17 protein-coding genes are annotated in these 25,079 nt (G+C 75.6%); 11 read left to right on the top strand and 6 right to left on the bottom strand.

Annotated features, from left to right (window positions below):
- Positions 1-1,845, bottom strand: a 1,845-nt coding sequence (locus ACZ58X_RS13850; protein ID WP_470333861.1) for a DEAD/DEAH box helicase, incomplete at its 3' end; no start/stop codon positions are given.
- 700 nt (positions 1,846-2,545) lie between these two features.
- Between ACZ58X_RS13850 and ACZ58X_RS13845 the strand changes: the two genes are divergently transcribed.
- Positions 2,546-3,274, top strand: coding sequence for a ferritin-like fold-containing protein (locus ACZ58X_RS13845; protein ID WP_375884817.1), 729 nt, complete (start codon positions 2,546-2,548; stop codon positions 3,272-3,274).
- Between the two features lie 18 nt (positions 3,275-3,292).
- On the opposite strand, the gene ACZ58X_RS13840 is transcribed toward ACZ58X_RS13845, so the two are convergent.
- From ACZ58X_RS13840 to ACZ58X_RS13830, 3 genes are all read right to left on the bottom strand, one after another.
- Positions 3,293-3,619, bottom strand: coding sequence for a hypothetical protein (locus ACZ58X_RS13840; protein WP_470333860.1), 327 nt, complete (start codon positions 3,617-3,619; stop codon positions 3,293-3,295).
- A 137-nt stretch (positions 3,620-3,756) separates the two neighbouring features.
- Positions 3,757-3,984 (bottom strand): DUF3107 domain-containing protein, encoded by a 228-nt coding sequence (locus ACZ58X_RS13835; protein ID WP_387924918.1) that lies wholly within the window; start codon positions 3,982-3,984, stop codon positions 3,757-3,759.
- 134 nt (positions 3,985-4,118) lie between these two features.
- On the bottom strand, positions 4,119-4,778 hold the full coding sequence (locus tag ACZ58X_RS13830; protein WP_470333859.1) for a TetR/AcrR family transcriptional regulator: 660 nt from the start codon (positions 4,776-4,778) through the stop codon (positions 4,119-4,121).
- A gap of 255 nt (positions 4,779-5,033) precedes the next feature.
- Between ACZ58X_RS13830 and ACZ58X_RS13825 the strand changes: the two genes are divergently transcribed.
- The 5 genes from ACZ58X_RS13825 to moeZ all read left to right on the top strand — a co-directional run bounded on the left by ACZ58X_RS13825 (position 5,034) and on the right by moeZ (position 11,622).
- Positions 5,034-5,936, top strand: a complete 903-nt coding sequence (locus ACZ58X_RS13825; RefSeq protein ID WP_470333858.1) for an alpha/beta fold hydrolase — start codon at positions 5,034-5,036, stop codon at positions 5,934-5,936.
- Positions 5,937-6,278: 342 nt separating this feature from the next.
- Positions 6,279-8,027 (top strand): DUF3492 domain-containing protein, encoded by a 1,749-nt coding sequence (locus tag ACZ58X_RS13820; RefSeq protein WP_470333857.1) that lies wholly within the window; start codon positions 6,279-6,281, stop codon positions 8,025-8,027.
- The gene (locus ACZ58X_RS13815; RefSeq protein ID WP_470333856.1) at positions 8,027-9,106 is read left to right on the top strand and encodes a hypothetical protein; all 1,080 of its coding nucleotides are present in this window, start codon (positions 8,027-8,029) and stop codon (positions 9,104-9,106) included. The genes ACZ58X_RS13820 and ACZ58X_RS13815 overlap by 1 nt, the downstream gene beginning before the upstream one ends.
- Positions 9,107-9,203: 97 nt before the next feature.
- Positions 9,204-10,214 (top strand): NAD-dependent epimerase/dehydratase family protein, encoded by a 1,011-nt coding sequence (locus ACZ58X_RS13810; protein WP_470333855.1) that lies wholly within the window; start codon positions 9,204-9,206, stop codon positions 10,212-10,214.
- A gap of 229 nt (positions 10,215-10,443) precedes the next feature.
- The gene (gene moeZ, locus ACZ58X_RS13805; RefSeq protein WP_470333854.1) at positions 10,444-11,622 is read left to right on the top strand and encodes an adenylyltransferase/sulfurtransferase MoeZ; all 1,179 of its coding nucleotides are present in this window, start codon (positions 10,444-10,446) and stop codon (positions 11,620-11,622) included.
- Positions 11,623-11,706: 84 nt separating this feature from the next.
- Here moeZ and ACZ58X_RS13800 read toward each other — a convergent pair whose 3' ends face one another.
- The gene (locus ACZ58X_RS13800; protein ID WP_470333853.1) at positions 11,707-14,445 is read right to left on the bottom strand and encodes a flippase-like domain-containing protein; all 2,739 of its coding nucleotides are present in this window, start codon (positions 14,443-14,445) and stop codon (positions 11,707-11,709) included.
- A 134-nt stretch (positions 14,446-14,579) separates the two neighbouring features.
- Between ACZ58X_RS13800 and ACZ58X_RS13795 the strand changes: the two genes are divergently transcribed.
- From ACZ58X_RS13795 to ACZ58X_RS13780, 4 genes are all read left to right on the top strand, one after another.
- Entirely contained in the window at positions 14,580-14,957 is a 378-nt protein-coding gene (locus ACZ58X_RS13795; protein ID WP_470333852.1) for an MGMT family protein, read from the top strand.
- 97 nt (positions 14,958-15,054) lie between these two features.
- A complete protein-coding gene (locus ACZ58X_RS13790) occupies positions 15,055-18,390 on the top strand; it encodes an ATP-dependent helicase (RefSeq protein ID WP_470333851.1) in 3,336 nt (1,111 codons plus the stop codon).
- 119 nt (positions 18,391-18,509) lie between these two features.
- Entirely contained in the window at positions 18,510-21,797 is a 3,288-nt protein-coding gene (locus tag ACZ58X_RS13785; RefSeq protein WP_470333850.1) for a UvrD-helicase domain-containing protein, read from the top strand.
- A 194-nt stretch (positions 21,798-21,991) separates the two neighbouring features.
- Complete coding sequence (locus ACZ58X_RS13780; protein WP_470333849.1) at positions 21,992-23,176, top strand: PP2C family protein-serine/threonine phosphatase; 1,185 nt, start codon at positions 21,992-21,994, stop codon at positions 23,174-23,176.
- Between the two features lie 172 nt (positions 23,177-23,348).
- On the opposite strand, the gene ACZ58X_RS13775 is transcribed toward ACZ58X_RS13780, so the two are convergent.
- On the bottom strand, positions 23,349-24,332 hold the full coding sequence (locus tag ACZ58X_RS13775) for an endonuclease/exonuclease/phosphatase family protein (protein ID WP_470333848.1): 984 nt from the start codon (positions 24,330-24,332) through the stop codon (positions 23,349-23,351).
- Between the two features lie 67 nt (positions 24,333-24,399).
- Between ACZ58X_RS13775 and ACZ58X_RS13770 the strand changes: the two genes are divergently transcribed.
- Positions 24,400-25,029 carry a PadR family transcriptional regulator gene (locus ACZ58X_RS13770; protein WP_470333847.1) on the top strand — a complete coding sequence of 210 codons (630 nt, stop codon included), beginning with the start codon at positions 24,400-24,402 and terminating at the stop codon, positions 25,027-25,029.
- The last annotated feature ends 50 nt before the right edge of the window (positions 25,030-25,079 follow it).

Below are 25,079 nucleotides of genomic sequence, written 5' to 3'. Positions count from 1 at the left end.
CGCGGTCTCGGTGGCCTCGGCCTTGGGCTTGCGGGTCCGGGTGCGGGCCGGCTTCTTCTCGACCGGGGCCTCGGCCGGTGCCTCGGTGACGGCGGCGGCCTCGACGGCCTCCGCGGTCTCGGTGGCCTCGGCCTTGGGCTTGCGGGTCCGGGTGCGGGCCGGCTTCTTCTCCGCCGGGGCCTCGGCCGGTGCCTCGGTGACGGCGGTGGCCTCGACGACCTCCGCGGTCTCGGCCACCTCGGCCTTGGGCTTGCGGGTCCGGGTCCGGCGCGGCTTCTCCTCGGCCACCGGGGCCTCCGAAGCCATCGGCTCGGCCGCGACCACGGCGGCCTCGACCACCGCGGCCGCCTCGGCGACGACCTCGGCCGCGGCCACCGGGGTGACCTCGCCCGAGGCGGCGCCACCGCGCGAACGGCGGCGGCGACGGCGCGGCGCGGCCTCGCCCTCGGCGCCCTCGACGGCCGGAGCCGCCTCGGTCACCGTCGCGGCGACGGCCGCCTCGCCCTCGCCGACCTCCGAACCACGGCGGGTGCGGCGGCGCTCACGGGTGCGGCGCGGCTTCTCCTCCGCCGCCGGGGCCTCGACGGCCGGGCGGCCCGAGCCGGCCCGCCCGCCGCGGGCACCGCCGCGACCGGTGCGGGCACCCCGCCCGCCGGTCTCGCCGAGGTCCTCGATCTCCTCCGCGCCGAGCCCGGCCCGGGTGCGCTCCGAACGCGGCAGCACGCCCTTGGTGCCCGGCGTGATCTTGAGCAGCTCGTACAGGTGCGGCGAGGTGGAGTAGGTCTCCTCCGGCTCGTTGAACGGCAGGTCCAGCGCCTTGTTGATCAGCTGCCAGCGCGGGATGTCGTCCCAGTCGACCAGGGTGACGGCCGTACCGGAGGCGCCGGCCCGGCCGGTGCGGCCGATCCGGTGCAGGTAGGTCTTCTCGTCCTCGGGGCACTGGTAGTTGATGACGTGGGTGACGCCCTCGACGTCGATGCCGCGGGCGGCCACGTCGGTGCAGACCAGCACGTCGACCTTGCCGTTGCGGAAGGCGCGCAGCGCCTGCTCGCGGGCGCCCTGGCCGAGGTCGCCGTGGACGGCGCCGGCCGCGAACCCGCGCTGGGTCAGCTGGTCGGAGACGTCGGCGGCGGTGCGCTTGGTGCGGCAGAAGATCATCGCCAGCCCGCGGCCGTCGGCCTGGAGGATGCGCGAGACCATCTCGACCTTGTCGAGCGAGTGGGCACGGAAGATGTGCTGCTCGATGTTGGCGACGGTGGCGCCGGTGTCGTCCGGGGCGGCGGCCCGGATGTGGGTCGGCTGGCTCATGTACCGGCGGGCGAGGCTGATGACCTGGCCCGGCATGGTGGCCGAGAACAGCAGGGTCTGCCGCTTGGCCGGCAGCATGGTGATGATCTTCTCGACGTCGGGCAGGAAGCCCAGGTCGAGCATCTCGTCGGCCTCGTCCAGGACCAGCGCGCGGACCTTGGACAGGTTCAGCTTCTTCTGGCCGGCCAGGTCCAGCAGTCGGCCCGGGGTGCCGACCACGATGTCGACGCCCTTGTTGAGCGCCTCGACCTGCGGCTCGTACGCCCGGCCGCCGTAGACCGCGAGCACGCGGACGTTGCGGACCTTGCCGGCGGTCTGCAGGTCGTTGGTGACCTGGGTGCAGAGCTCGCGGGTCGGGACGACGATCAGCGCCTGCGGGAAGTCCGAGAGCTGCTCCTCGGTGGCCCGGCCGGCGTCCACGTCGGCGCGCACCACGGCGCGCTCGATCAGCGGCAGACCGAAGCCGAGGGTCTTGCCGGTGCCGGTCTTGGCCTGGCCGATGACGTCGTGGCCGGTCAGCGCGACCGGGAGGGTCATCTCCTGGATGGGGAAGGGATGGACGATGCCGACGGCCTCGAGGGCCTCGGCGGTCTCCGGGAGGATCCCCAGGTCCCGGAACGTCGTCTTGATGGGTTCAGCGGTGGTGGACAGGGTGCTGCCTCTTCCGTTTTCGGAGGGGCCGAGAGCGAGCGGCGGGCGGGCAGCCGCGCGGCTGTGTACGGGCCTGGGCGGCCCCGAGTACAGCTGAGCGGACGCACAACCGCGCCGGTCCCTGCGGCCGGCCGGTGCGCGCGGCCCGATGGCGGGGCGCGTCGCCGGCGGCGTCGGGGAGGGTTCCCGTGAGGGACCTGCGCGGGACCTCCGCCAGGTGGGCGTGGTCTCGGCGGCCCTCGCTCGGCCACTGATGCGGTGCCAAGGCTTGAAGTCCAAGCCATGGTCGGAGCCGATCGGCTCTCCGACCGGGCATCCGCGTACGTGAGTACCCGTGCCTCCGGTGCGGACACGTCCGGAGGACGCGCTGCCGCTACGGAGCGGGCTCGTGCGGGCCACCGAGACGGCGGTGGCACCGTGCGAGCACGACGGGGCTCCGTACCACCATACAGTCAGGCGACGACTCGAACACGTGACGCGTCTGACACCGCCTCCGCCGACGGGTGCCCGGAGAGCCGATCCGGCAGGTCACCGGGGTGCGTCCGGTGGTGGGGCGCGGGCCCGGGCGGGACTAAGGTGGCGGGTCATGGAGACCCATGGTGAGACGCAGGACGGCGCGCCCGGCTCGATCGGCGACTGGGCCACGTGCTCGGCCGAACCGGGCTACCGCGCGGCGGTGCTCGACCTGCTCGGCGCGCTCGCGTACGGCGAGCTGAGCGCCTTCGAGCGGCTCGCCGAGGACGCCAAGCTGGCGCCCGGCCTCGCCGACAAGGCGGCCCTGGCCCGGATGGCCTCCGCCGAGTTCCAGCACTACCAGCGGCTGCACGACCGGCTCGCCGAGATCGGCGCCGACCCGCAGGAGGCGATGCGCCCCTTCGTCGAGCCGCTGGAGCTGTTCCACCGGATGACGGCGCCCTCGGACTGGCTGGAGGGCCTGGTCAAGGCCTACGTCGGCGACGCCATCGCCACCGACTTCTACCGCGAGGTGGCCGTCCGACTGGACGACGACACCCGGGACCTGGTCCTCAGCGTCATGTCCGACACCGGCCACGGACAGTTCGCGGTCGACAAGGTCCGCCAGGCCATCGAGGCCGACCCGCGGGCGGGCGGCCGGCTCGCCCTGTGGGGCCGGCGGCTGATGGGCGAGGCGCTCAGCCAGGCCCAGCGGGTCGTCGCCGAGCGGGACGCGCTCTCCAACCTGCTGGTCGGCGGCGTGCAGGTGCAGGGATTCGACCTGGTCGAGGTCGGCAAGATGTTCAACCGGATCACCGAGGCGCACACCCGGCGGATGGCCGCCCTCGGCCTGGCCTCCTGAGACCGCGCCCGGGGGCCGTCAGGCCGGCCGGTGCCGCCGCGGCGCGCGGTGGGCGCCGGCCCGGTGCGGGTGGTGCCGGTGGGCCGGGGCCCGCCCGGCGGCGAGGTCCGGCCGGGCCAGCAGCGAGGTGACCACCCCTGCGGCCAGCGCCGAGAACGCCACCGTGGCCACCGGCTGGCGACCGTCCAGGCAGAAGTGCGCGACCACCCCACCGAGCAGCGCCGAGGCCAGGGCCGTCCCCACCACCAGCGGGCGGGAGGCCCGGTAGTACCCCGGCAGGCCCAGCAGCGCGGCGGCGGCCGCGGCCAGGCCGACCAGCACGAAGACGAACGACTCGACCAGCACGGCGGCCTCCCCGGGGAACGGGCGTGCGGCACCGGTGCCGCACCTGTCGCCGTACCCAGGCCGACCTGCCCGTACACGCGACGGTGCCCCGCTCCCTCGGCGGGAACGGGGCACCGGACGGACCGGCTCGCGGCGGCTCAGGCGGTGCCGAAGCCCACCTTGCGGGCGGCCGACTCGCCGATCTCCACGTACGCCAGGCGCTCGGCCGGGACGATGACGCGACGGCCGTGCTCGTCGGTGAGCGAGAAGAGCTTGGTGGAGCCCTCCAGCGCCTTCGCGACCGCGCTCTCGACCTCATCGGCAGTCTGCGAGCTCTCGATCACGATTTCGCGCGGCGCGTTCTGCACGCCGATCTTGACCTCCACGGCTTCCGTCCCTCCGGGTTGGCAGTCTCCACGCGCGGCGACGGACCGCCTGGGACAAGCGGCCACGGCGACCGCGCCGTACGGCTTCACCATAGAGCACCCGATCACCGCCCAGGCGAAGGTCAGCGGATCGTTCAGCGCTGGGCGGAACCCTCCGGCGCGAGGTCGCCCGGGTGCATCGGGAAGCCCTTGAGCCCCCGCCAGGCCAGGCTGGCGACCAGCCGCACCGCCTCGTCGCGCGGGATCTCCAGACCCTGCGACAGCCAGTACCGGGCGGTGATCTGGGCCAGGCCGCAGACCCCGGCCGCCAGCAGCTTGGACTCCGCCTCCGGCAGGTCGGTGTCCTCCTGGATCACCTGGCTGACCAGCGTCGCGCTCGCCTCGGAGGCCCGCTCCACCCGCTCGCGCACGGCCGGCTCGTTGGTCAGGTCCGACTCGAAGACCAGCCGGAACGCGCCCGACTCGCTGGAGACGTAGTTGAAGTACGCCTCCATCGTCGCGGCCACCCGCAGCTTGTTGTCGGTGGTGGTGCCCAGGGCGTCGCGGGTCGACTCGACCAGGGCGTCGCAGTGCTTGTCCAGCAGCGCCAGGTAGAGCTCCAGCTTCCCGGGGAAGTGCTGGTAGAGCACCGGCTTGCTCACCCCGGCACGGTCGGCGATGTCGTCCATGGCGGCCGCGTGGTAACCCTGCGCGACGAACACCTCCTGGGCGGCACCGAGCAGTTGTTCACGGCGGGCGCTTCGCGGCAGGCGGGCACCGCGCGGGCGCTCCTGCGCCTCCTGGATGGCCGTCACGGCGCTCCTCACTTCGGGGTTCTTCGGGGCTGGCAAGAGGGCCGATTCTACTTTTCGGTAACCGCGCCCGCCCCTGGCGAAGGCGAGAAAAGCAGTCCGGCCGCTTGTCAGGAGCCCACAATACGGCGCTGACCTCGGCGTCGGCAGTGGTGCGACGAGGGATGGGACGAGGGAGGGGGCGGGCGGACGGGACGGGGCCGGGGAGGCCGGACCACCCCCGCCGCCCCCGACCTGGCCTCACTACCATCGTCCACCATGAGCAGCGCTGAGCAGCAGGTACGTACGGTCGAGGTCCCCGGCGCGGTGCTCGCGGTGCACCGGCCCGCCGAAGCGGGCGCCGCCGACGGGCGCGAGCCCGGACTCTTCGTGCACGGCCTGGGCGGCTCGGCCGGCAACTGGACCGCGCTGATGGACCGGCTCTCCGACCTCGTCGACGGCGAGGCCGTCGACCTGCCCGGCTTCGGCCGCTCCGGCCCGCCCGCCGACGGCAACCTCAGCCTCTCCGGTCACGTCCGCGCCGTCATCGGCTACCTGGAGGCCGCCGGCCGCGGCCCCGTCCACCTCTTCGGCAACTCGCTCGGCGGCGCCGTCTCGGTCCGGCTCGCCGCGCTGCGCCCCGACCTGGTCCGCAGCCTCACCCTGGTCTCGCCCGCGCTGCCCGAACTGCCCCCGCAGCGCTCCGCCTGGCCCACCGGCCTGCTCGCCCTGCCCGGACTGCCCGCCCTGCTGCGCCGGCTGCCGGCCGGGCGGCGCGACGCCGAGGCGGCCACCGAGGACCTGCTGCGCCTGGTCTACGGCGACCCGGCCGGCCTGAGCCCGACCGCCCGCGCCGAGGCGGTGGCCGAGTACCGGCACCGGCTGGCGCAGCCGCACGCGATGCCCGCCCTGATCGGCTCGGCCCGCGGCATCGTCTCCGCCTACACCGAGCGCGGCGACCAGGCGCTGTGGCGGCAGGCCGAACAGGTCGCGGCGCCGGTGCTGCTGGTGTACGGGCTGCGCGACAGGCTGGTCGCCTACCGCTCCGCCCGGCGGGCCTGCGCGGCCTTCGCCGACGCCCGGCTGCTGGTGCTGCCCGAGTCCGGGCACGTGGCGATGATGGAGCACCCCGACGCGGTCGCCCGGGCCGTGCGCGAGCTGATCGCGGACACCGCCCGCTGAGCGGCGGGCGGTACCGGAGCGGTACCGGAACGCCGTACAGCGCCCGCTAACGGCCCGGTCCCGGGCGAGGTCACGGCGGTTCACTCGTTCAGGTGGCAGCCAGGCATGTGACCGATGGATCGCCCCGGGCCGGTCCTACCTTTCTGCTGCCGGACCGAACAGGTGTGGGGGAGGACCGCTGACGCCGGAGCACACGGCGCACGGCCCGAGCAAGCGTCCCGGCGTACGGCCCCGCGGCTCCCGTGCCCCCCGCCCAGGGGGCGTCCCAGGGATGCGGGGGGCGGTCGGCCCTGACCGAGGCCGCCGTCACCGCCCCCGCTCCGAGGCAGAAGGAGGACTCCCGTGCGCGTCGCGCTGCTCACCGAGGGTGCCCGCCCGCATCCCGACCGTGGTGCCGGGGCCTGGTGCGAGCGGCTGGCCGAGGGCCTGCCGGAGCACGAGTTCGAGCTGTACCTGCTCACCGGCCAGGACGGCCCAGGCCCCCGGCCCTCGCCCGCCCGGCCCGGCACCCACCACCTCGCGCTGTGGGGCCGCCGGCCGCGCGGCCGGGCCCCCGGGGCGCTGCGCAGACGCCAGTACGCCCGGGCGTACGAGGAGCTGGTGCGGGCGCTGGTGCTGCCGGCGGAGCGGGCCGGCTTCGGGGCCGGGCTGTACCGGCTGGCGGCGCTGGCCCGGGAGGACGGGGGCACCCTGCCCGCCTTCCTCGCCTCCGCCCACGCCTGCCGGGTCCTGGAGCGGACCTGGCGGCTGCCCGGCGTGGACACCTCGGCCGGACAGCCGCTGGTCCGCGACGTGCTGGTCGCCGCTGACCTGCTGGAGCAGTGCCTGCGCCCGCTCTCCGCGCCCTGGTACGGCACCGGGCCCGGCGGCCTCGGCGCCGCCGACCTGTGCCACGTGGTCGGCGGCGGCCCGGCCGCGCTCCCCGCCCTGGTCGCCCGGCAGCTGCACGGGGTGCCCTTCGTGGTCACCGAGCACGGCCTGCACCTGCGCGAGCAGTACCTCGGCCACCGCGAGGCGCCGCACCTCCCCCGGTCGTCGGCCGGGGGGACCCGCACGCCGGCCCGGGCGCTGCTGCTGTCCTTCTTCCGGGCGCTCACCGAGGAGACCTACCGGCAGGCCGCGATACTCACCCCGGGCAGCGCCCACGACCAGCAGTGGCAGCGCCGCTGCGGGGCCGATCCGACGCGCACCCGGGTCGTCCACGAGGGCACCCCGGCGGTGGACCGCCCGGCGGCCGGCCCGGAGCCGGAGCGGCCCACCCTGGTCTGGGCGGGCCCGCTGGAGCCGGGGCGGGACACCGAACTGGTGCTGCACGCCTTCGCCCGGGTCCGCGCCGAACTGCCCGCGGCCCGCCTGGTGCTGCACGGCGAGGAGGCCGCCCCCGGCTACCGGGCGCACTGCGCGGCCGTCGCCGAACGGCTCGGGGTGACCGCCGCGGTGGACTTCGCCGGCCGGCCCGGCTCGCTCGCCGAGGCCTGGCAGGGCGGCACGGTGGCGGTCTTCTCCGCGCTCTCCCAGCGCAGCCCCCGGCTGCTCGCCGACGCCATGCTCAGCGGCCGCGCGGTGGTCTCCACCGACGTCGGGGTGGCCCGCGAGGTGGTCGGCCCCACCGGGCTGCTGGTGCCCGCCCGCGACCCGCGCGCGCTGGCCGGGGCCTGCCTGGCACTGCTGCGCGACCAGGAGCGGCGCTCCCGGCTCGGCCTGGCGGGGCGGCTGCGGGCGCAGGAACGCTTCGCCGTCGAGCCGGTGACCGGCGCCTTCCGGGAGATCTACCTGGAGCTGGTCTCGCAGTACCCCGCCTTCCCCGGGGGCGGCGGGGCGGACCACGGCGGACGGGCGCCGCGCCCGTTCGCGCGCCCCGCCGAGTACTGGCTCAGCGACGGTCCGGCCGGCGGCCGCGACGAGGACCGCGGCGAGGACAGCGGCGAGGACCGGGAGGACGGCGCCGCAGCCCCCGGGCCGCACACCGAGGACACCGACGCGCCGCCCGCGCCCGGACCGCGCCGCCCGGCCGGGCAGCTCGCCGCCCTGCCGGTGCGCACCGAACCGGCGGCCCGGCCCGCCGGCCCCGCCCTCGCGGAGGCCGTCTGATGTCCGGCCCCGTGGTCAGCGCCGACCCGGTGCGCGAGCTGATGGCCGAGCACCGGGAGCTGTGCGAGCGCGCCGTCGACCCGCTGGAGATCGCCGCCGGGCTGGAGGAGGCCGGGCTCGGCCCGGACGCTGCGGCGCGCTGCCGGCACGCCGACCTGTTCTCGCTGGCCGAGGAGCTGTACGCCCGGGTGCCCCGGCGGCCGCAGCCCCCCGAGCCGCCCGAACCGCGGCGCTGCGCGGCCGCCGCCCGGGCGGCGCTGACCGCCGCCGCGCTGGCCGCGCCGCCCTGCGCCGCGGTGGCCGCGCTCGGCGCCCGCTGGCCGGTGCTGCTGCCCGCCGCCGTCCCGCTGGTGCTGCTGCCCGCGCTGACCGGAACCGCCCCGGCCGAGCCCGCCCCGCCGCCGTGCGGCCCGCCCTGCCCGGCGGAGCTCGGCCCGGTCCGCACCCCGCCCCGGCCCGTCGGCTCCCGGCTGCGCCCCGCCGCGCTCGGCCACGGGCTGGGCCTGGCCGCGCTGCTGCTGCTCCCGCTGGCGGCGCCGGGCCGGGACCGGCCGCTGGCCGCCGCCCTGGTGCTGGCCGCCGCGGTGTCGGCGGGCTCGGCGGAGCGGGCGGCCCGCTGGTACCGGCAGGTCGGCCGGGGGCACCTGGGGGCCGCCCGCACCCTGGCCGAGTTCCGGGCCCGGATGCGCCCGGTGCTGCCGGTCGCGGTCGCGCTGCACCTGGCCGTGCTCGCGGTGCTCAGCTACGCCGCGCTGGCCGTCCTCGCGGTGGTCGCGCCGCGCCCCGGGCCCGGCCACGGCGGCGGCCTGCTGCACCTGGCCGCCGAGCGGGCCGGCCCCGCGGCGTGGGCGGCGCAGGGCGTGCTGGGCCTGCTGCTGGTGCTGCCCGCGCTGCTGGCGCGCTGCGGCCGGACGACGGCCGCCGCGCTGGGCGCCCTGGCCGGGCCCGTCGCGACGGCGGTGCCGCTCGCGCTGGGCCGCCCCTGGCCGTCGGCCGTCCTGCTGGGCGGCGGCGCGGTCGCGGCGGTGCTGCTGGCCCACGGCTGGGCGCTGCTCGGCCGGGCCGGCGCGCACCGCTGAGCCTTCCCGCCAGACCCGTCAGACCCGTCAGATCTCGTTCGCTGTTTTTCAGTCCGCCAGGTCGTCCCCGACCTCGCTTCGTGGAAGGACGCCCCCGATGAGGGTGCTGCTGCTGGGCGCCGACGGCTTCATCGGCCGCCGGGTGACCGATCGTCTGCTGATGGACCAGGAGTTGCAGGTGACGGTGCTCGGCCGGCGCGACTCGGCCGACATCCGCTTCGACCTGACCGCCGGGAGTCCGGGTGCGCTGGCCCGCTTCCTGGACGCGGTCGCGCCGCAGGTGGTGATCAACTGTGCGGGTGCCACCTACGGCAGCTCGCGGACCCTGATCCGGTCGAACACGCTGGCCGTCGCGACCGTCTGCGAGGCGATCCGGCGCAGCCGGGAACCGGCCCGGCTGGTGCACGTCGGCTCGGCCGCCGAGTACGGGCCGGTGCCCGGCGGGGTGCCGGTGTCCGAGCAGGCCGAGCCGCGGCCGGTCGGCCCGTACGGGGTCTCCAAGCTGGCCGGGACGGAGCTGGTGCTGGCCTCGGGGCTGGACGCGGCGGTGCTGCGGGTGTTCGACGTGGTGGGTCCGGGGGCGCCGACCGCCTCGCTGTTCGGGCGCCTCGCCGAGGGGCTGCGGCGGGCGCTGGAGCGGGACGAGAACCAGGTGCGGATGCCGGACCTGTCCGGATACCGGGATTTCGTGGACGTGCGGGACGTCGCCCGGGCGATCCAGGCGGCGGCGGTCTCGGCCGCCACCGGGGTGATCAACGTGGGCAGCGGGCACGCCGTGCGGGCCCGGGACGCGGCCCAGCTGCTGGTCCGGGCGTCGGGCTTCGAGGGGTCGATCGTGGAGGAGAACCGGCAGGTCCTGCTGCCCGCGCAGGCCGCCGGGGCGGGCGGCGACCACCTGCCGGGCCACGGCCACCACCCGTCCGGGCCGTACCTGCCGGGCCACCGGGCGGAGGGGCACCGGCCGGAGGGCCGTCCCGCCCCCGGGGAGCCGGTGCCGTGGCGGCAGGCGGACGTGCGGACCGCCCGGGACCGTCTCGGCTGGCGGACACAGGTACCGCTGGAGGAGTCGCTGGGGGACGTCTGGCTGGAGACGGCCTGCCGGGTGTGAGCGCGGCGCGGGAGCGCCCCGGGCCCGCAACCACGGGCCGGGGGCGCTCCGGGGCGCCCGGCGGGCGGTTCCACGATCCGGCGCGGCCCGTCTCGCCCATCGGACGAGCTGTCTCGGAATACCGGTGGGGCATGACACTGTTGGCCTAGAGAGCCACCTGAGTGGCGGTGCAACAACCCCGTCCGAGGCTGGCCCCGGCCGCCTGAACAAGAGACCCATCGGAGTCCCCGTGTCGTTGCCACCCCTGGTCGAGCCGGCCGACGAGCTCACCGTCGACGAGGTCCGCAGGTACTCCCGCCACCTGATCATCCCGGACGTCGGGATGGCCGGGCAGAAGCGGTTGAAGAACGCCAAGGTGCTCTGCGTCGGCGCCGGCGGCCTCGGTTCGCCCGCGCTGATGTACCTGGCCGCGGCCGGCGTCGGCACGCTGGGCATCGTCGAGTTCGACGTGGTCGACGAGTCGAACCTGCAGCGCCAGATCATCCACGGCCAGGCCGACATCGGCCGCTCCAAGGCGGAGTCCGCGCGCGACTCGGTGCGGCAGATCAACCCGTACGTCGAGGTGGTGCTGCACGAGGAGCGCCTCGACAACTCCAACGTGATGGAGATCTTCGCCGGCTACGACCTGATCGTGGACGGCACCGACAACTTCGCCACCCGCTACCTGGTGAACGACGCCGCGGTGCTGCTCGGCAAGCCGTACGTGTGGGGCTCGATCTACCGCTTCGACGGTCAGGCCAGCGTCTTCTGGGCCGAGCACGGCCCCTGCTACCGCTGCCTCTACCCGGAGGCCCCGCCGCCGGGCATGGTCCCGTCCTGCGCCGAGGGCGGCGTGCTGGGCGTGCTCTGCGCGTCCATCGGCTCGATCCAGGTGAACGAGGCGATCAAGCTGCTGGCCGGGATCGGCGACCCGCTGGTCGGCCGGCTGATGATCTACGACGCCCTGGAGATGAACTACCGCCAGGTGAAGGTCCGCAAGGACCCGAACTGCGCGGTCTGCGGCGAGAACCCGACGGTCACCGAGCTGATCGACTACGAGGCCTTCTGCGGCGTCGTGTCGGAGGAGGCGCAGGCCGCCGCCGCCGGTTCGACCATCACCTCGAAGCAGCTCAAGCAGTGGCAGGACGACGAGGAGGACATCTACCTCATCGACGTCCGCGAGCCCGGTGAGTACGAGATCGTCAACATCCCCGGCGCGGTGCTGATCCCGAAGAACGAGTTCCTCATGGGCGACGCCCTGGAGAAGCTGCCGCAGGACCGGAAGATCGTGCTGCACTGCAAGTCGGGCGTGCGCTCGGCCGAGGTGCTGGCCGTGGTCAAGGCCGCGGGCTTCGCCAACGCCGTGCACCTGGGCGGCGGCGTGCTCGGCTGGGTGAACCAGATCGAGCCGCACAAGCCGGTCTACTAGGGCGCCGGACGTACGGCCGGAGGACGGACGACCAGGGCCCCACCGCTCGGCGGTGGGGCCCTGAGCCGTCCGCGCGCGCCGCGCTCAGAGCGCGTGCTTGCGCTGCAGCACGTTGTAGGCGATCCAGCCCGGCAGCACCGGCAGCCAGAAGGTGAGCGCCCGGTAGAGGAACACCGCCGGGGTGGCGACCGCGGGGGAGACGTCCGCGACGGTCAGGGCGCCGATCAGGGCCACCTCGACCGGGCCGATGCCGCCCGGGGTGGGGATCGCCGAGCCGGCCGCGTTGGCGGTCAGGAAGACCACCGCGACGGCCGAGAAGCTGACGTCGCCGCCGAAGGCCTGCACCGAGAAGTCCAGGCAGGCGGTGAAGGACAGGGTCAGCAGCAGGATGCCGCCGAAGCCGGTGACCAGCTTGCTGGGCGTCTGCATCAGGTCGAGCATCCGCGGCACCACGCCGAAGAACAGCGAGCGAAGCCGACCCAGCACGAAGCGGCGCAGCGGCGCCACCGCGGCCACCACCAGGGCGAGCACGGCCGCGGTCAGCACCCCGATGATCACCGCCCGGGAGGCGGAGAGGTCGCCGTTGGTCTGGCTGCCGGTGATCAGGCCGAAGCTGAACAGCAGCAGCAGGTGCCCGGCCAGGCCCGCCAGCTGGGAGGCGCCGACCGAGGCGACCGCCTGGCCCGGGCGGATCCCGGCCTTCTGCAGGTAGCGGGTGTTGAGCGCGATGCCGCCGATCGCCGCGGGGGCGACCAGCTTCACGAAGGAGCCGGCCAGCTGGGCCGCGACGGTGCGCCGGAACGGCAGCCGCTCGGGGACGAAGCCGGTCAGGCTCATCGCGGCGGCGACGTAGCTGAACGCGGCCGCCAGCAGGGCCGCCGCCGCCCACGCCCAGTTCATCTGGGAGAGCTTGAGCTGGGCCGGCTTGATGGTGGTCAGCGCCAGGTAGGCGGCGAAGGTGAGCGCGATCACCATGATCAGGCTCTTCGGCTTGAGGCGCTCCAGCTTGGCCGGCTCCATCGGCGCCTCGGGGGCGATCTGCAGGATCTGGCCGCGGATGCGGCTGAGCAGGTCCTCGCCGGCCACCGCGATGTCCTCCTCGGCCTGTTCCTGGGTGCGCTCGCCGGCCGCGACCTGCTCCAGGGCCCTGGCCCGGGCGGCGGTCTTGCGCTCCTTGGTGAGCCTGGCGAGGTCGACCCGGGTGGAGCGGCTCATCCCGACCGGCTGGAGCAGCGGCAGCGCCTGGGCGACCCGGTCCGCGCCGAGCACCGCGTTGGCGGTGGCGACGGCCCGCTCGGGGCCGATCCGCAGCGCGAAGGTGGTGAGCAGCTGGGCGACGTCGATGCGCAGGGTCAGGTCGGTGGCGGCGATGTCGCCGCCGGACAGGTTGACCAGGCAGGCCGTCTCGTCGTCGACGACCAGCAGCGACTCGCCGGTCAGCCGGCGGTGGGCGATCCGGCGCTCGTGCAGGGCCGCCACCGACTGCCACAGCGAGGCCATCACCCGGTCGGTGACCTCCTCGTCGGCGAGCTCGTCCAGGGTGCGGCCCTCGACGTTCTCGTACACCAGGATCGCGGCGTCCGGGCCCAGCTCGGAGGTGGCCACCAGCTGCGGCGCGCGGGCGCCCGAGGCGGCCGCCGCGTACGCGATCAGGGCCTCCTGCTCCAGCGCCTGGCGCAGCGACTGGGGGCTGCGGCGCACCGCCACCGAGCGCAGCCGCAGCCGGCGCCAGGCCCGGTAGAAGAAGCCGGAGGCCTGCTGCTCGCGGTCGATGATGTGGACGTCCAGCGGCGGGCCGTCCTGCTGGGTGACGTAGTAGCGGCGGGTGCCGCCGGGGGCGTCCGGGGCGCGGTGGGCGCCGTCCGGGGTGAAGCCGACCTTGCGCAGGCCGATCATCAGGTGCTGGCCGGTGGGCCGGATGTTGGGGGAGCCGATCGCGTACAGCGTGCCGTAGGCGACGGACCAGCCGATCAGCACGGTGAGCATCAGCGACAGCGGGGTGGTGTAGCCGCCGAGCAGCTCGGTGACCCCGCTGAAGACCACCACCACCCACAGCGCCACCCGCCAGCGGGGTCTGCTCGACATGCCGACGGCCGTCATGTACGCGATCACCGGGGCGAGGTAGCCGTGCACCGGGTCGGTGAGGCTGCCGTTGCTGTCCAGCGGCAGCCGGGTCAGCGCCGTGCGGATGTGCTCGGAGGCGCCCTCGGCGACCCACCAGTCGATGCCCAGTGAGACGCCGTACGCGAGCACGGAGGCGAGCACGCCGTCGGCGACCCGCAGGCCGTCGCGTTTGATCAGCCGCTCGACCGCGAAGGCCAGCGGCACGGCGAGCACCGCGACGCTGGAGACCAGGCCGGTGATGGTGGACAGCACCGCGGAGAAGTGCGGCGCGTTGGTGGCGATGTCCTGCTCGATGCCGGTGGTCGTCGACGTGGCGATGCCGGCCAGGACGAAGACCGCGACTATCCCGAAGACCCCGGCCAGGAAGCGGATCAGGTCGGACGGGCGGTGCGCGCGGGCGGCGAGCAGCGGCTCGTCGACGTCCAGGTGCGGGGCGTCGTCCAGCGGGTCGTGGTACTCGGTCCGCGCGGCCGGCGCCGCCGGTGCGGGGACGGGGGCGGCGGGCGCGGGCGGCCGCGCCGCGGCCTCGGGGGCCTTCTCGGGCGTGGGGGTCTTGATCGTCAGGTCCTTGATCAGGGAGACTTCCGGGGTCGGCCCGCTCCCGGGCCGCCCTTCGGACTCGTCACCGGGCGCCGGGGGCACGACGGATCCGGACTCGTCGGAGTCCTTGTCCACGCCCACGTCAGCCGTCCCGGTCATCTGGTCTTGTCCTCGTATCACCACTCACCGCCCCGAAGATGGTGGCATGCCCCGGCCCCCCGTGCTGGACAGGGGCCGGATCGGGCGCGGCGGGTCGTTCGTACGGGGACGCGCGCGCGTCCCTGTGAGGAAGAATGCCGCAGGTGACGGACGTAACAGACGACGGCGTCCCGGACGCCCTACCACCGTTCGCCGAACTGGTGCTCGACCTGACCGAGCGGATTCCACCCGGCCGGGTGATGACCTACGGCGACGTCGCCGAGTACCTCGGCCAGGGCGGCCCCCGGCAGGTCGGCCGGGTGATGGCCCTGTACGGCGGCTCGGTGCCCTGGTGGCGGGTGATCCGCGCGGACGGCCGCCTGCTGCCCGGCCACGAGCACCGCGCCCTCGCCCACTACGGCGAGGAGGGCACCCCGCTGCGCGACCTCGCCGACCCGCCCCGGGTCGACCTCCGGCGGGCCCGCTGGGACGGCGGGGAGAATTCACCGAACCCTCCGCGCGGACGGGATTGACGGGGCAGGATCGTAGGCTCGATACGGGCGGGCCCTCCGCGATCCCTCGACGGGCCCGCCCCGGCCATGCCTCTCCGTACAACCCCAGGACCCGTTCGTGAGTTCGCCCTACCGGCTCGTGCGCAACCCGCTCGTCCAGCCCGACCCGCCCGTGCTGGACGCCTACCAGCGCGCCGTGGTCGAGCACACCGGCGGCCCGCTGCTCGTCCTCGCCGGACCGGGCACGGGCAAGACCACCACCCTGGTCGAGGCGGTCGCCCGGCGGATCCAGGACGGCACCGACCCCGAGAAGATCCTCGTCCTCACCTTCAGCCGCAAGGCCGCCGTCGAACTCCGCGACCGGATGTCCGGCCGGCTCGGCTCCACCGCCGCCGCCCCGCAGGCCACCACCTTCCACTCCTTCTGCTACGCCCTGCTGCGCGCCCACCAGGACCCGGAGGACTACGCCGAACCACTGCGGCTGCTCTCCGGCCCCGAACAGGACGTCATGGTCCGCGAACTGCTGGCCGGCGGCGCCGAGGACGCCCGCGACGGGCGCGGCCGGATCGCCTGGCCGCTCGACCTGCGCGCCTGCCTGACCACCCGAGGCTTCGCCGACGAAGTCCGCGCCGTGCTCGCCCGCAGCCGCGAACTCGGCCTCGGCGAGAACGAACTCGAACGCTTCGCCCAGGGCGTCCAGCGCCCCGACTGGGCCGCCGCCGCGCACTTCCTCGCCGACTACCTCGACGTGCTCGACCTGCGCGGCGTCCTCGACTACGCCGAACTCGTCCACCGCGCCGTCCTGCTCGCCGAACGCCCCGAGATCGGCGAGGACCTGCGCCGCCGCTACGAGGTCGTCCTCGTCGACGAGTACCAGGACACCGACCCCTCCCAGGTCCGGCTGCTGCGGCAGCTCGCCGGCGGCGGCCGCGACCTGGTCGCCGTCGGCGACCCCGACCAGTCGATCTACGCCTTCCGCGGCGCCGACATCAACGGCATCCTCGACTTCCCCCAGGCCTTCCGCCGCCCCGACGGCACCCCCGCCGAGGTCAAGGTGCTGCGGGTCTCCCGCCGCTCCGGCGCCCTGCTGCTCGCCGCCTCCCGCGAACTCGCCCGCCGGATGCCGATGGGCCGGCTGCCCGCCGACAAACTCGCCCAGCACCGCGCCCTGCTGCCCTCCCGCGAGGGCGGCCGGGTCGAGGTGTACACCTACCCCACCCCCGGCGCCGAACTCGACTCGATCGCCGACCTGCTGCGCCGCGCCCACCTGGAGGACGGCGTGCCCTGGGGCGAGATGGCCGTCCTGGTCCGGGCCGGCGCCCGCTCCATCCCCGGCGTGCGGCGGGCCCTCGGCGCGGCCGGCGTCCCGCTGGAGATCGACGGCGACGACCTGCCGCTGCGCGAGGAACCCGCCGTCGCCCAACTGCTGCTCGCCCTGCGGGTCTGCGCCGAGCAGGCCGCCCGCGACAAGCAGGCCCTCCTCGACACCCCCGGCCCGCCCGCCGCCGACCCGCTCACCGAGGAGCTGGCCCACGCCCTGCTCACCGGCCCGCTCGGCGGCCTCGACGGCTCCGACCTGCGCCGCCTCGGCCGCGCCCTGCGCGAGGAGGAACGCGCCGCGCTGCGCGCCGACGGCCTCGCCCACACCGCCCCCCGCCCGGCCGGCGAACTGATCCGCGAGGCCCTCGCCGAACCCGAGCGGCTGATCGCGCTCGACCCGGCCACCGCCCGCCGCGCCCGCGACCTCGGCACCCTGCTGCGCAAGGTCCGCGAACTGCTGGCCGGCGGCTGCACCGCCGAGGACGCCCTGTGGGAGCTGTGGGACGGCAGCCGCCGCTGGCGCGAACGCCTGGAGCGCGCCGCCCTGCGCGGCGGCGCCGCCGGCCGCAACGCCGACCGCGACCTGGACGCGCTGTGCGCCCTGTTCGAGACCGCCGCCCGCGCCGAGGAGCAGGTCACCGGCCACCGCAGCGCCCTCGACCTGCTCGCCGAACTCGAAGCCCAGGACATCGCCGCCGACACCCTCACCGTCCGCGCCGTCCGCCCCGAGGCGGTGCGGCTGATGACCGCCCACCGCTCCAAGGGCCTGGAATGGCGCCTGGTCGTCGTCGCCGGCGTCCAGGACGGCCTCTGGCCCGACCTGCGCCGCCGCGGCTCCCTCCTGGAGGCCGACCGGATCGGCCGCGACGGCCTCGCCGAACCGCTCTCCCCGTCCGCCCTGCTCGGCGAGGAGCGCCGGCTCTTCTACGTCGCCGCCACCCGCGCCAAGGAACGGCTGATCGTCACCGCCGTCAAGGCGCCCGCCGACGACGGCGACGAACCCTCCCGCTTCCTGCGCGAGCTCTACCGCGAGGACGTCGACCCGCGCACCGGCAAGGTGGTGCGCCGCACCCCGCCGGTCACCGTCGAGGACGTCACCCACCGCCCGCGCCGCCCGCTCTCGGTGGCCGCCCTGGTCGCCGAACTGCGCGCCGTCACCGTCGACCCCGCCCGCTCGCCCGAACTGCGCCGCGCCGCCGCCGAACGCCTCGCCACCCTGGCCGCCGCCACCGACGAGGACGGGCTGCCGCTGGTGCCCGCCGCCCACCCCGACCGCTGGTGGGGCCTGGACGACGCCACCTCCGCCCCCGAGCCGCTGCGCAGCGCCGACGCGCCCGTCCGGCTGTCCGGCAGCGGCCTGGAGCAGCTGGAGAACTGCTCGTTGCAGTGGTTCCTCGACAAGGAGGTCAAGGCCCGCGCCCCCGGCACCGCCGCCCAGGGCTTCGGCAACGTCGTGCACGCCCTCGCCGACGAGGTCGGCTCCGGCCGAACCCCCGCCGACCTCGCCGTCCTGATGGCCCGCCTGGACACCGTCTGGGACGCCCTCGCCTTCGACGCCCCCTGGAAGTCCCAGCAGGAGAAGGGCGAGGCCCGCACCGCCCTGGAGCGCTTCCTCAACTGGCACGTCCTGGAGCGCGGCCGCGACCTGGTCGCCACCGAGCACGGCTTCGACGTCACCCTCGACGTCGGCGGCGTCGCGGTGCGCATCCGCGGCTCGATGGACCGGGTCGAGAAGGACCACGCCGGACGCGCCTACGTGGTCGACTTCAAGACCGGCAAGCAGATCCCCACCGACAAGTCGCTGCCCGAGCACAAGCAGCTCGCCGTCTACCAGCTGGCCGTCCGGGCCGGCGCCCTCAACGAGCTGCCCGGCTTCACCGAGCACCCCCCGGCCACCGGCGGCGCCGAACTCGTCCACCTGCGCGAGGCCGCCGCCAAGGCCGACCCGGACGCCCCCAAGGTGCAGCGGCAGGAGCCGCCCGAGGGCGAGCCGTGGATCGAGAACCTGCTCGCCGAGGCCGCCGGCAAGGTCCTCGCCGAACGCTTCGTCCCGCAGACCGGCGGCGGCTGCGACCGCTGCTCCTTCCGCCGCAGCTGCTCCGCCCAGCGCGACGGGGCGCAGCTCGTCGAGTAGCGGGCCGGCGCGCGGCCCGTCGGGCGGTGGTCCGGCGGTGGTCGGGCGGCGGGGCGGGCGGGGAACGGGCGGGTGACGCCCGGACGGGGAATGTCCGCCGTTCCGGTTACGGTTGCGGGGTGACCGCCGTGCTCAGCCATCCCGACCAGCTCAAGGAGCTGCTGGGCATCCCGTTCAACCGGGAACAGATGGCGGCCATCGGCGCCCCCCTCGCCCCGGCCGTGATCGTGGCCGGGGCCGGCTCCGGCAAGACCACCGTGATGGCCGCCCGGGTCGTCTGGCTGGTCGGCTCCGGCGCCGTCCGGCCCGAGGAGGTGCTCGGCCTCACCTTCACCAACAAGGCCGCCGGCGAACTCGCCGAACGCGTCCGCACCGCCCTGCTCCGCGCCGGGATCGCCGACCGGGACGAGGGCGAGCCGCTCGGCGAACCCGAGATCTCCACCTACCACGCCTTCGCCGGCCGCCTGCTCAAGGAGCACGGCCTGCGGATCGGCATCGAGCCGGACGTGCGGCTGCTCGCCGACGCCACCCGCTTCCAGCTCGCCGCCAAGGTGCTGCGCACCGCCCGCGGCCCCTTCCCCGCCCTCACCGGCACCTTCGCCAACCTGGTCGCCGACCTCACCGCCCTGGACGGCGAACTCGCCGAGCACCTGGTCGAGCCCGCCGCCCTGCGCGCCCACGACGAGCAGCTGCTCGACACCCTCGCCACCGTCAAGCTCGGCAACGACGACCTGCGGGCCGTCCCCGCCACCGCCCGCGCCCGGCTGGAACTGCTGCGCCTGGTCGAGGAGTACCGCCGCCGCAAGCGGAGCGCCGGGCTGATGGACTTCGGCGACCAGATAGCCGCCGCCGCCCGCCTGGCCCAGCAGCGCCCCGAGGTCGGCGAACTGCTCCGCGGCCAGTACCGGGTCGTGCTGCTGGACGAGTACCAGGACACCTCGGTGGCCCAGCGGCTGATGCTCGCCGGCCTGTTCGGCGCGGGCCCCGAGGAGGCGGGCGCCGAGGACGCGGGCCCCGAGCAGATGGGCCCTGAGGCCGCGGGCCCCGGGGGCGGGGGCGGGAGCCGGCCCGGCCGGGGAGGCCACCCGGTGACCGCCGTCGGCGACCCCTGCCAGGCCATCTACGGCTGGCGCGGCGCCTCCGTCGCCAACCTCGACGACTTCCCCCGGCACTTCCCGAAGGCCGACGGCCGCCCCGCCGACCGCTACGCGCTCAGCGAGAACCGCCGCAGCGGCGGCCGACTGCTCGCCTTCGCCAACGAGCTCGCCGCCCCGCTGCGCGCCATGCACGAGGGCGTCGAGGCACTGCGCCCGGCACCCGGCGCCGAACAGGACGGCTACGTACGGGCCGCGCTGCTGCCCACCCACGCCGAGGAGGTCGACTGGCTCGCCGACTCGATCGCCCACCTGGTGCGCACCGGCACCGCGCCCGGCCGGATCGCCGTGCTCTGCCGGGGCGGCGCGGCCTTCCCCGACATCCACGCCGCGCTCGTCGCCCGCGAGGTCCCGGTCGAGGTGGTCGGCCTCGGCGGGCTGCTGCAACTGCCCGAGGTGGCCGACCTGGTGGCGGTCTGCGAGGTGCTCCAGGACCCGACCGCCAACGCCGCCCTGGTGCGGCTGCTGATCGGCCCGCGCTGGCGGATCGGCCCGCGCGACCTCGCCCTGCTCGGCCGCCGGGCCGCCGAACTGGTGCGCACCGAGCGGCCCGAGGGCGTGGCGGCGCTGGCCGCGGCCGTCGCCGAGGCCGACCCCACCGAGGTGGTCTCGCTGGCCGACGCCGTCGAGACCTTCCTGGAGGCGGACCAGCCCGACGACCTGCCGTTCTCCGCCGAGGCCAGGGTGCGCTTCGCCCGGCTCGCCGCCGAACTGCGCGAGCTGCGCCGCTCGCTGGCCGACCCGCTGATGGACGTGCTGCACCGGGTGCTGACCGTCACCGGCCTGGAGGTCGAGCTGTCCGCCTCCCCGCAGGCGCTGGCCGCCCGCCGCCGGGAGACCCTGCACGCCTTCCTGGACGTCGCCGCCTCCTTCGCCGACCTCGACGGCGACCCGGGACTGGCCGCCTTCCTCGGCTTCCTGCGCGCCGCCCAGGAGTACGAGCGCGGCCTGGACAGCAGCCTGCCCGGCGGCGAGGACACCGTGAAGGTGCTCACCGCGCACAAGTCCAAGGGCCTGGAGTGGGACGTGGTGGCCGTTCCCGGCCTGGTGAAGGGCGCGTTCCCGTCCGGCAGCCCGCGCGAACGCTGGACCAGCACCAAGCGCGTGCTCCCGCACGCCCTGCGCGGCGACGCCGCGACCCTGCCCGACGTGCGCGGCGGCTGGACGTCCACGTCGATGGCCGCGTTCAAGAAGGAGCTGGCCGAGCACTCCGGCACCGAGGAACTGCGCCTGGGCTACGTCGCGTTCACCCGCCCGCGCGCCCTGCTGCTGGCCTCCGGGCACTGGTGGGGGCCCAGCCAGAAGACCGTCCGCGGCCCGTCCGCGTTCCTGGAGCAGTTGCGCGCCCACTGCGAGCAACCCGGTGCCGGCGAGGTCGAGCACTGGGCCGAGCAGCCGGAGAAGGGCGCGCAGAACCCGGCGCTGGCCGCCGCCGTCGAGCGCCCCTGGCCGCTGCCGCTGGACCCGGCCGCCCAGCACGCCCGCCGCCGGGTCGCCGAGGTGGTGCGCGGCCGGCTGGCCGGACGGCCCGCCGGTGAGCCGGAACCCATGGCCGTCGAGGACCAGCGCCAGGTCGCCTCCTGGGACCGCGACCTGACCGCGCTGCTGGGGGAGTTGGAGCGCTCCCGGCGCACCGCCCGCGAGGTGCCGCTGCCGCCCGCGCTGTCCGCCACCCAGCTGCTGCGGCTGGCCGCCGACCCGGACGGCTTCGCGCACGAGCTGGCCCGGCCGATGCCGCGCCCCCCGCAGCCCGCCGCCCGGCGCGGCACCCGCTTCCACGCCTGGGTGCAGTCCCGGATCGAGCCGCTGCTGCTGATCGAGCCCGGCGCGCTGCCCGGCGCCGACGACGACGGCATCGAGGACGAGCGGGACCTGGAGCAGCTCAAGGAGGCGTTCCTGCGCACCCCGTACGCCCACCGCCGGCCGTACCGGGTGGAGGCCCCGTTCCACCTGGTGCTCGCGGGGCGGGTGGTGCGCGGCCGGATCGACGCGGTCTACCGGGACGGTGACGGGGTGTCGGAATCCAGTGGTGCGTCACGCTACGAAGTGGTGGACTGGAAGACCCACCGGGAGGAGACCGCCGACCCGCTGCAGCTCGCGGTCTACCGGCTGGCCTGGGCGGAGCAGGCGGGCGTTGATCCCGAGCAGGTCACGGCGTCGTTCCTGTACGTCCGCAGCGGACGGATCGTCCGTCCGGAACGACTTCCCGGCCGAAAAGAGTTGGAACGGCTCCTGATCGGGAACAGTGACTAATGAGTCACGCAGAGCACCCAAGTCATCGCGCCGACGTCCGAAACCTGTGCGTCGTGCACGTTTCGCGCCTATTGTGGGGTCGGTAACCGGTCAACCCCCGTACTCCGGCCACCGGCGAGGCCCGCATTCCCTAACCCTCAGTCATCGCCGCAGGTGCCCACCGGCATCGGCGTCTTCTGCTGGAGAGTCCGAAGTTGAGCGCGACCGGATGGATCAGAGAGCGGTTCACCGGGCCGACCCCGGGACCCGCACCGGGCACGACCGGCACCTGGCCGAGGACGGCGCTCGCGCTGCCCTTCATCGGCATGGCGCTGATCGTCGTCCTCGACTACCTCAGCGGCACCGAGGTGACGGTCGAACCCGCCCTCACCGCCGTACCCGCGCTGGCCGCCGTGGTCAGCCACCGCACCTGGTACCCGCTCGTCATCGGCCTGGGCACCGAGGCGGCGGCCTTCCTGATGGCCTTCCGCAGCGACGCGCTCGGCGAGTCCGTGCACGCCGCCAGCGTCATCGCGATCCTGCTGGTCGCCACGATCGGCTGGGTCAGCGCCACCCTGCGACTGCGCCAGGAACGCGCCCTGGCCGACGCCCAGTTGGTCGCCTCGATCGCCCGCCGGGTGCTGCTGCGGCCCGTCCCCGAACGGGTCGGCAGCGTGCGCGCCGCCGTCCACTACGAGGCCGCCGCCGCCCACGCCCGGATCGGCGGCGACCTGTACGAGGTCGTCAACACCCGGCACGGGGTACGGGCCGTGGTCGGTGACGTCCGCGGCAAGGGCCTCGGCGCGGTCGAGACCGCCGCCGCCGTCCTCGGCGCCTTCCGCGAGGCCGCCCACCAGGAGCCCGCCCTCGACCGGGTGGCCGGCTGGCTGGCCGTCAGCCTCGACCGCGCCCTGCACGAGAACGACCACCCCGGCGTGGAGGAGGAGTTCGTCACCCTGGTCCTGATCGGGGTCGGACCGGACGGCACCGCCGAACTCGTCAACTGCGGCCACCCCGCGCCGCTGCTGCTCCGCGGCGGCCTGGTCCACCCGCTCGAACTCGCCGAGACGGTACCGCCGTTGGGCGTGCTCGACCCGGCCGACGTCCGCCCCCCGGTGCACCGGGTACCGCTGCTGGCCGGCGACCGGGTGCTGCTGTTCACCGACGGGGTGATCGAGGCCCGCGACCGCTCCGGCACCTTCTACCCGCTCGCCGAGCGCTTCCCGCGCTGCGCGGACGGCCGCCCCGCGGACGTCCTGCAGCGGCTGCACGAGGACGTGGTGCGCCACGTCGGGCGCCAGCTCGGCGACGACGCGGCCATGCTGCTCCTGCAGTACGACCCCACCCCACTCGCCCTCGCCCACCTGCCCCACCAGGCCGGCGCCCTGATCAAGCGGTAGGGCGTGTCTGACAATTCCCGCCGGGCGCGCGACGCCGGGGCACGCACCTCGCCGCGTTGTCGTCAGTCGCCGATGCTCCGCATGGACTCCCTCCTCCGCCTTGCGATGCACGCACCCCAACGCCGCACGCTGATCCGACGCGAATTGTCAGACACGCCCTGGTCGGGGCGCCCTACAGCGACACCCGGACCAGCAGCGGCCGGTGGTCCGACACCCCGGCGTGCGGCGCCGCCGCCGGGCCCACCACGGCCCGCGGCACGCCGACCGCCAGCACGTGGTCGAACTGCACCGCCGGCCGGTGCGCCGGATAGGTCGGCGTGCGCGCCAGGTCGTACCAGCCCTGCAACCGGGCCCGCGGCTCGCGCACCCGCCGCCGGCGCGCGGTGCCCAGTGCGGCGCCCAGCGCCGGCCGGGCCCGGCGGGCCGCCCGCAGCTCCCGCACCCGCACCCGCGGCGCGGTGCGCTCCAGCGCCGTCGCCCCGCCCAGCACCGTGCGCGGCACCGCGCCGATCAGGTTGAAGTCCCCCAGCACCAGGTACGGCTGCGGCAGGTCGGCGATCCAGCGCCGGATCCCGGCCAGCTGCGCCATGTTCCAGCCCGGCACGAAGGACAGGTGCGCGGCCACCACCGTGAACGGGCCGCGCTCGCCCTCCAGGACGGCCGCCAGCGCGGCCCGGGGCTCGTCCGGCACCGGGGTCAGCCCGCGCCGCCCGGCCACCCGCAGCGGCAGTCCGAACGGCGCCGGGGCGAACCGGCGGGCCCGCCAGTGCCGCACCGGCAGCCTGGTCAGTAGCGCCGTGCCGTACGAGGGCGGGGCACCGTCGCCGATCTCGGACGGCCCGTACACCCGCAGCCCGTCGGGCCCGGACGGCTCCCGCACCCAGCCGGCCACCGGCGCCGGGCGCCCGTGCAGCGCGGCGGCGAAGCGCCAGTCGCCGGCGCCCATCGCCGCGGCCGCCACCGCCGCCTGGTCGGTGCCGCCCGAGCGCGCCTGGTGCCGGTCCACCTCCTGGAGGGCCAGCACGTCGGCGTCCAGCGCGGCCACCGCCTGCGCCAACGGGGCGCCCGCGTCGGCCGGGTAGGGCAGCGGGGTGCCGTCCGGGGCGAGCGGCTGGCCGTGCAACAGGTTGAAGGTGGCGATGCGCAACTGGCTCACACCGCACGACGGTACCGGAGGGGGCGCGGCTTGAGGCCGCAGGGCATACCGGGTATACATACTGAGTATGTCCATCCGCCACGGTCTGCTCGCCCTGCTCGACCAGGGCCCCCGCTACGGCTACCAGCTGCGCACCGAGTTCGAGGCGCGCACCGGCGCCACCTGGCCGCTCAACGTCGGGCAGGTCTACACCACGCTGTCCCGCCTGGAGCGCGACGGCCTGGTCGAGGCCGCCGGGGAGGACGAGGAGGGCCACCAGTTCTACGCCGTCACCGACGCCGGCCGCGCCGAACTGCGGGCCTGGTTCGACACCCCGGTGCCCCGCACCAACCCCCCGCGCGACGAACTGGCCATCAAGCTCGCGATGGCCGTGACCGTCCCCGGGGTCGACGTCTCCGGCGTCGTCCAGGGCCAGCGCCGGCACAGCATCAAGGCCCTCCAGGACTACACCCGGCTCAAGGGCCGCGCCCTCGCGGGCGAGACCAGACCCGGCGCCGTGCCCTCCGAGAGCAACGAACTCGCCTGGCTGCTCGTCCTCGACCAGCTGATCTTCCAGACCGAGGCCGAGATCCGCTGGCTCGACCACTGCGAGACCCGGCTCGCCCAGCAGGCCGAACTCCGGCAGGCCAAGGCCGCCGAAGCCGCCCGCGACGGCGCCGCGAAACCCAAGCGGCTCGGCCGCCGCACCCGCGCCTGAGACGCACCCGCGTCCGAGCTTGAGGCGCACCCGCGCCCGCACCCGCGCCT

The sequence above is a fragment of the Kitasatospora sp. NPDC040550 genome, assembly GCF_055594965.1.
This window is presented reverse-complemented; position numbering and strand designations above follow the sequence as displayed.

Coding starts and splice junctions, on each gene's coding strand:
- ACZ58X_RS13845 (WP_375884817.1), top strand. CDS start 2,546: ATGGAGACCCATGGTGAGACGCAGGACGGCGCGCCCGGCTCGATCGGC.
- ACZ58X_RS13825 (WP_470333858.1), top strand. CDS start 5,034: ATGAGCAGCGCTGAGCAGCAGGTACGTACGGTCGAGGTCCCCGGCGCG.
- ACZ58X_RS13815 (WP_470333856.1), top strand. CDS start 8,027: ATGTCCGGCCCCGTGGTCAGCGCCGACCCGGTGCGCGAGCTGATGGCC.
- ACZ58X_RS13810 (WP_470333855.1), top strand. CDS start 9,204: ATGAGGGTGCTGCTGCTGGGCGCCGACGGCTTCATCGGCCGCCGGGTG.
- ACZ58X_RS13800 (WP_470333853.1), bottom strand. CDS start 14,445: ATGACCGGGACGGCTGACGTGGGCGTGGACAAGGACTCCGACGAGTCC.
- ACZ58X_RS13795 (WP_470333852.1), top strand. CDS start 14,580: ATGCCGCAGGTGACGGACGTAACAGACGACGGCGTCCCGGACGCCCTA.
- ACZ58X_RS13770 (WP_470333847.1), top strand. CDS start 24,400: ATGTCCATCCGCCACGGTCTGCTCGCCCTGCTCGACCAGGGCCCCCGC.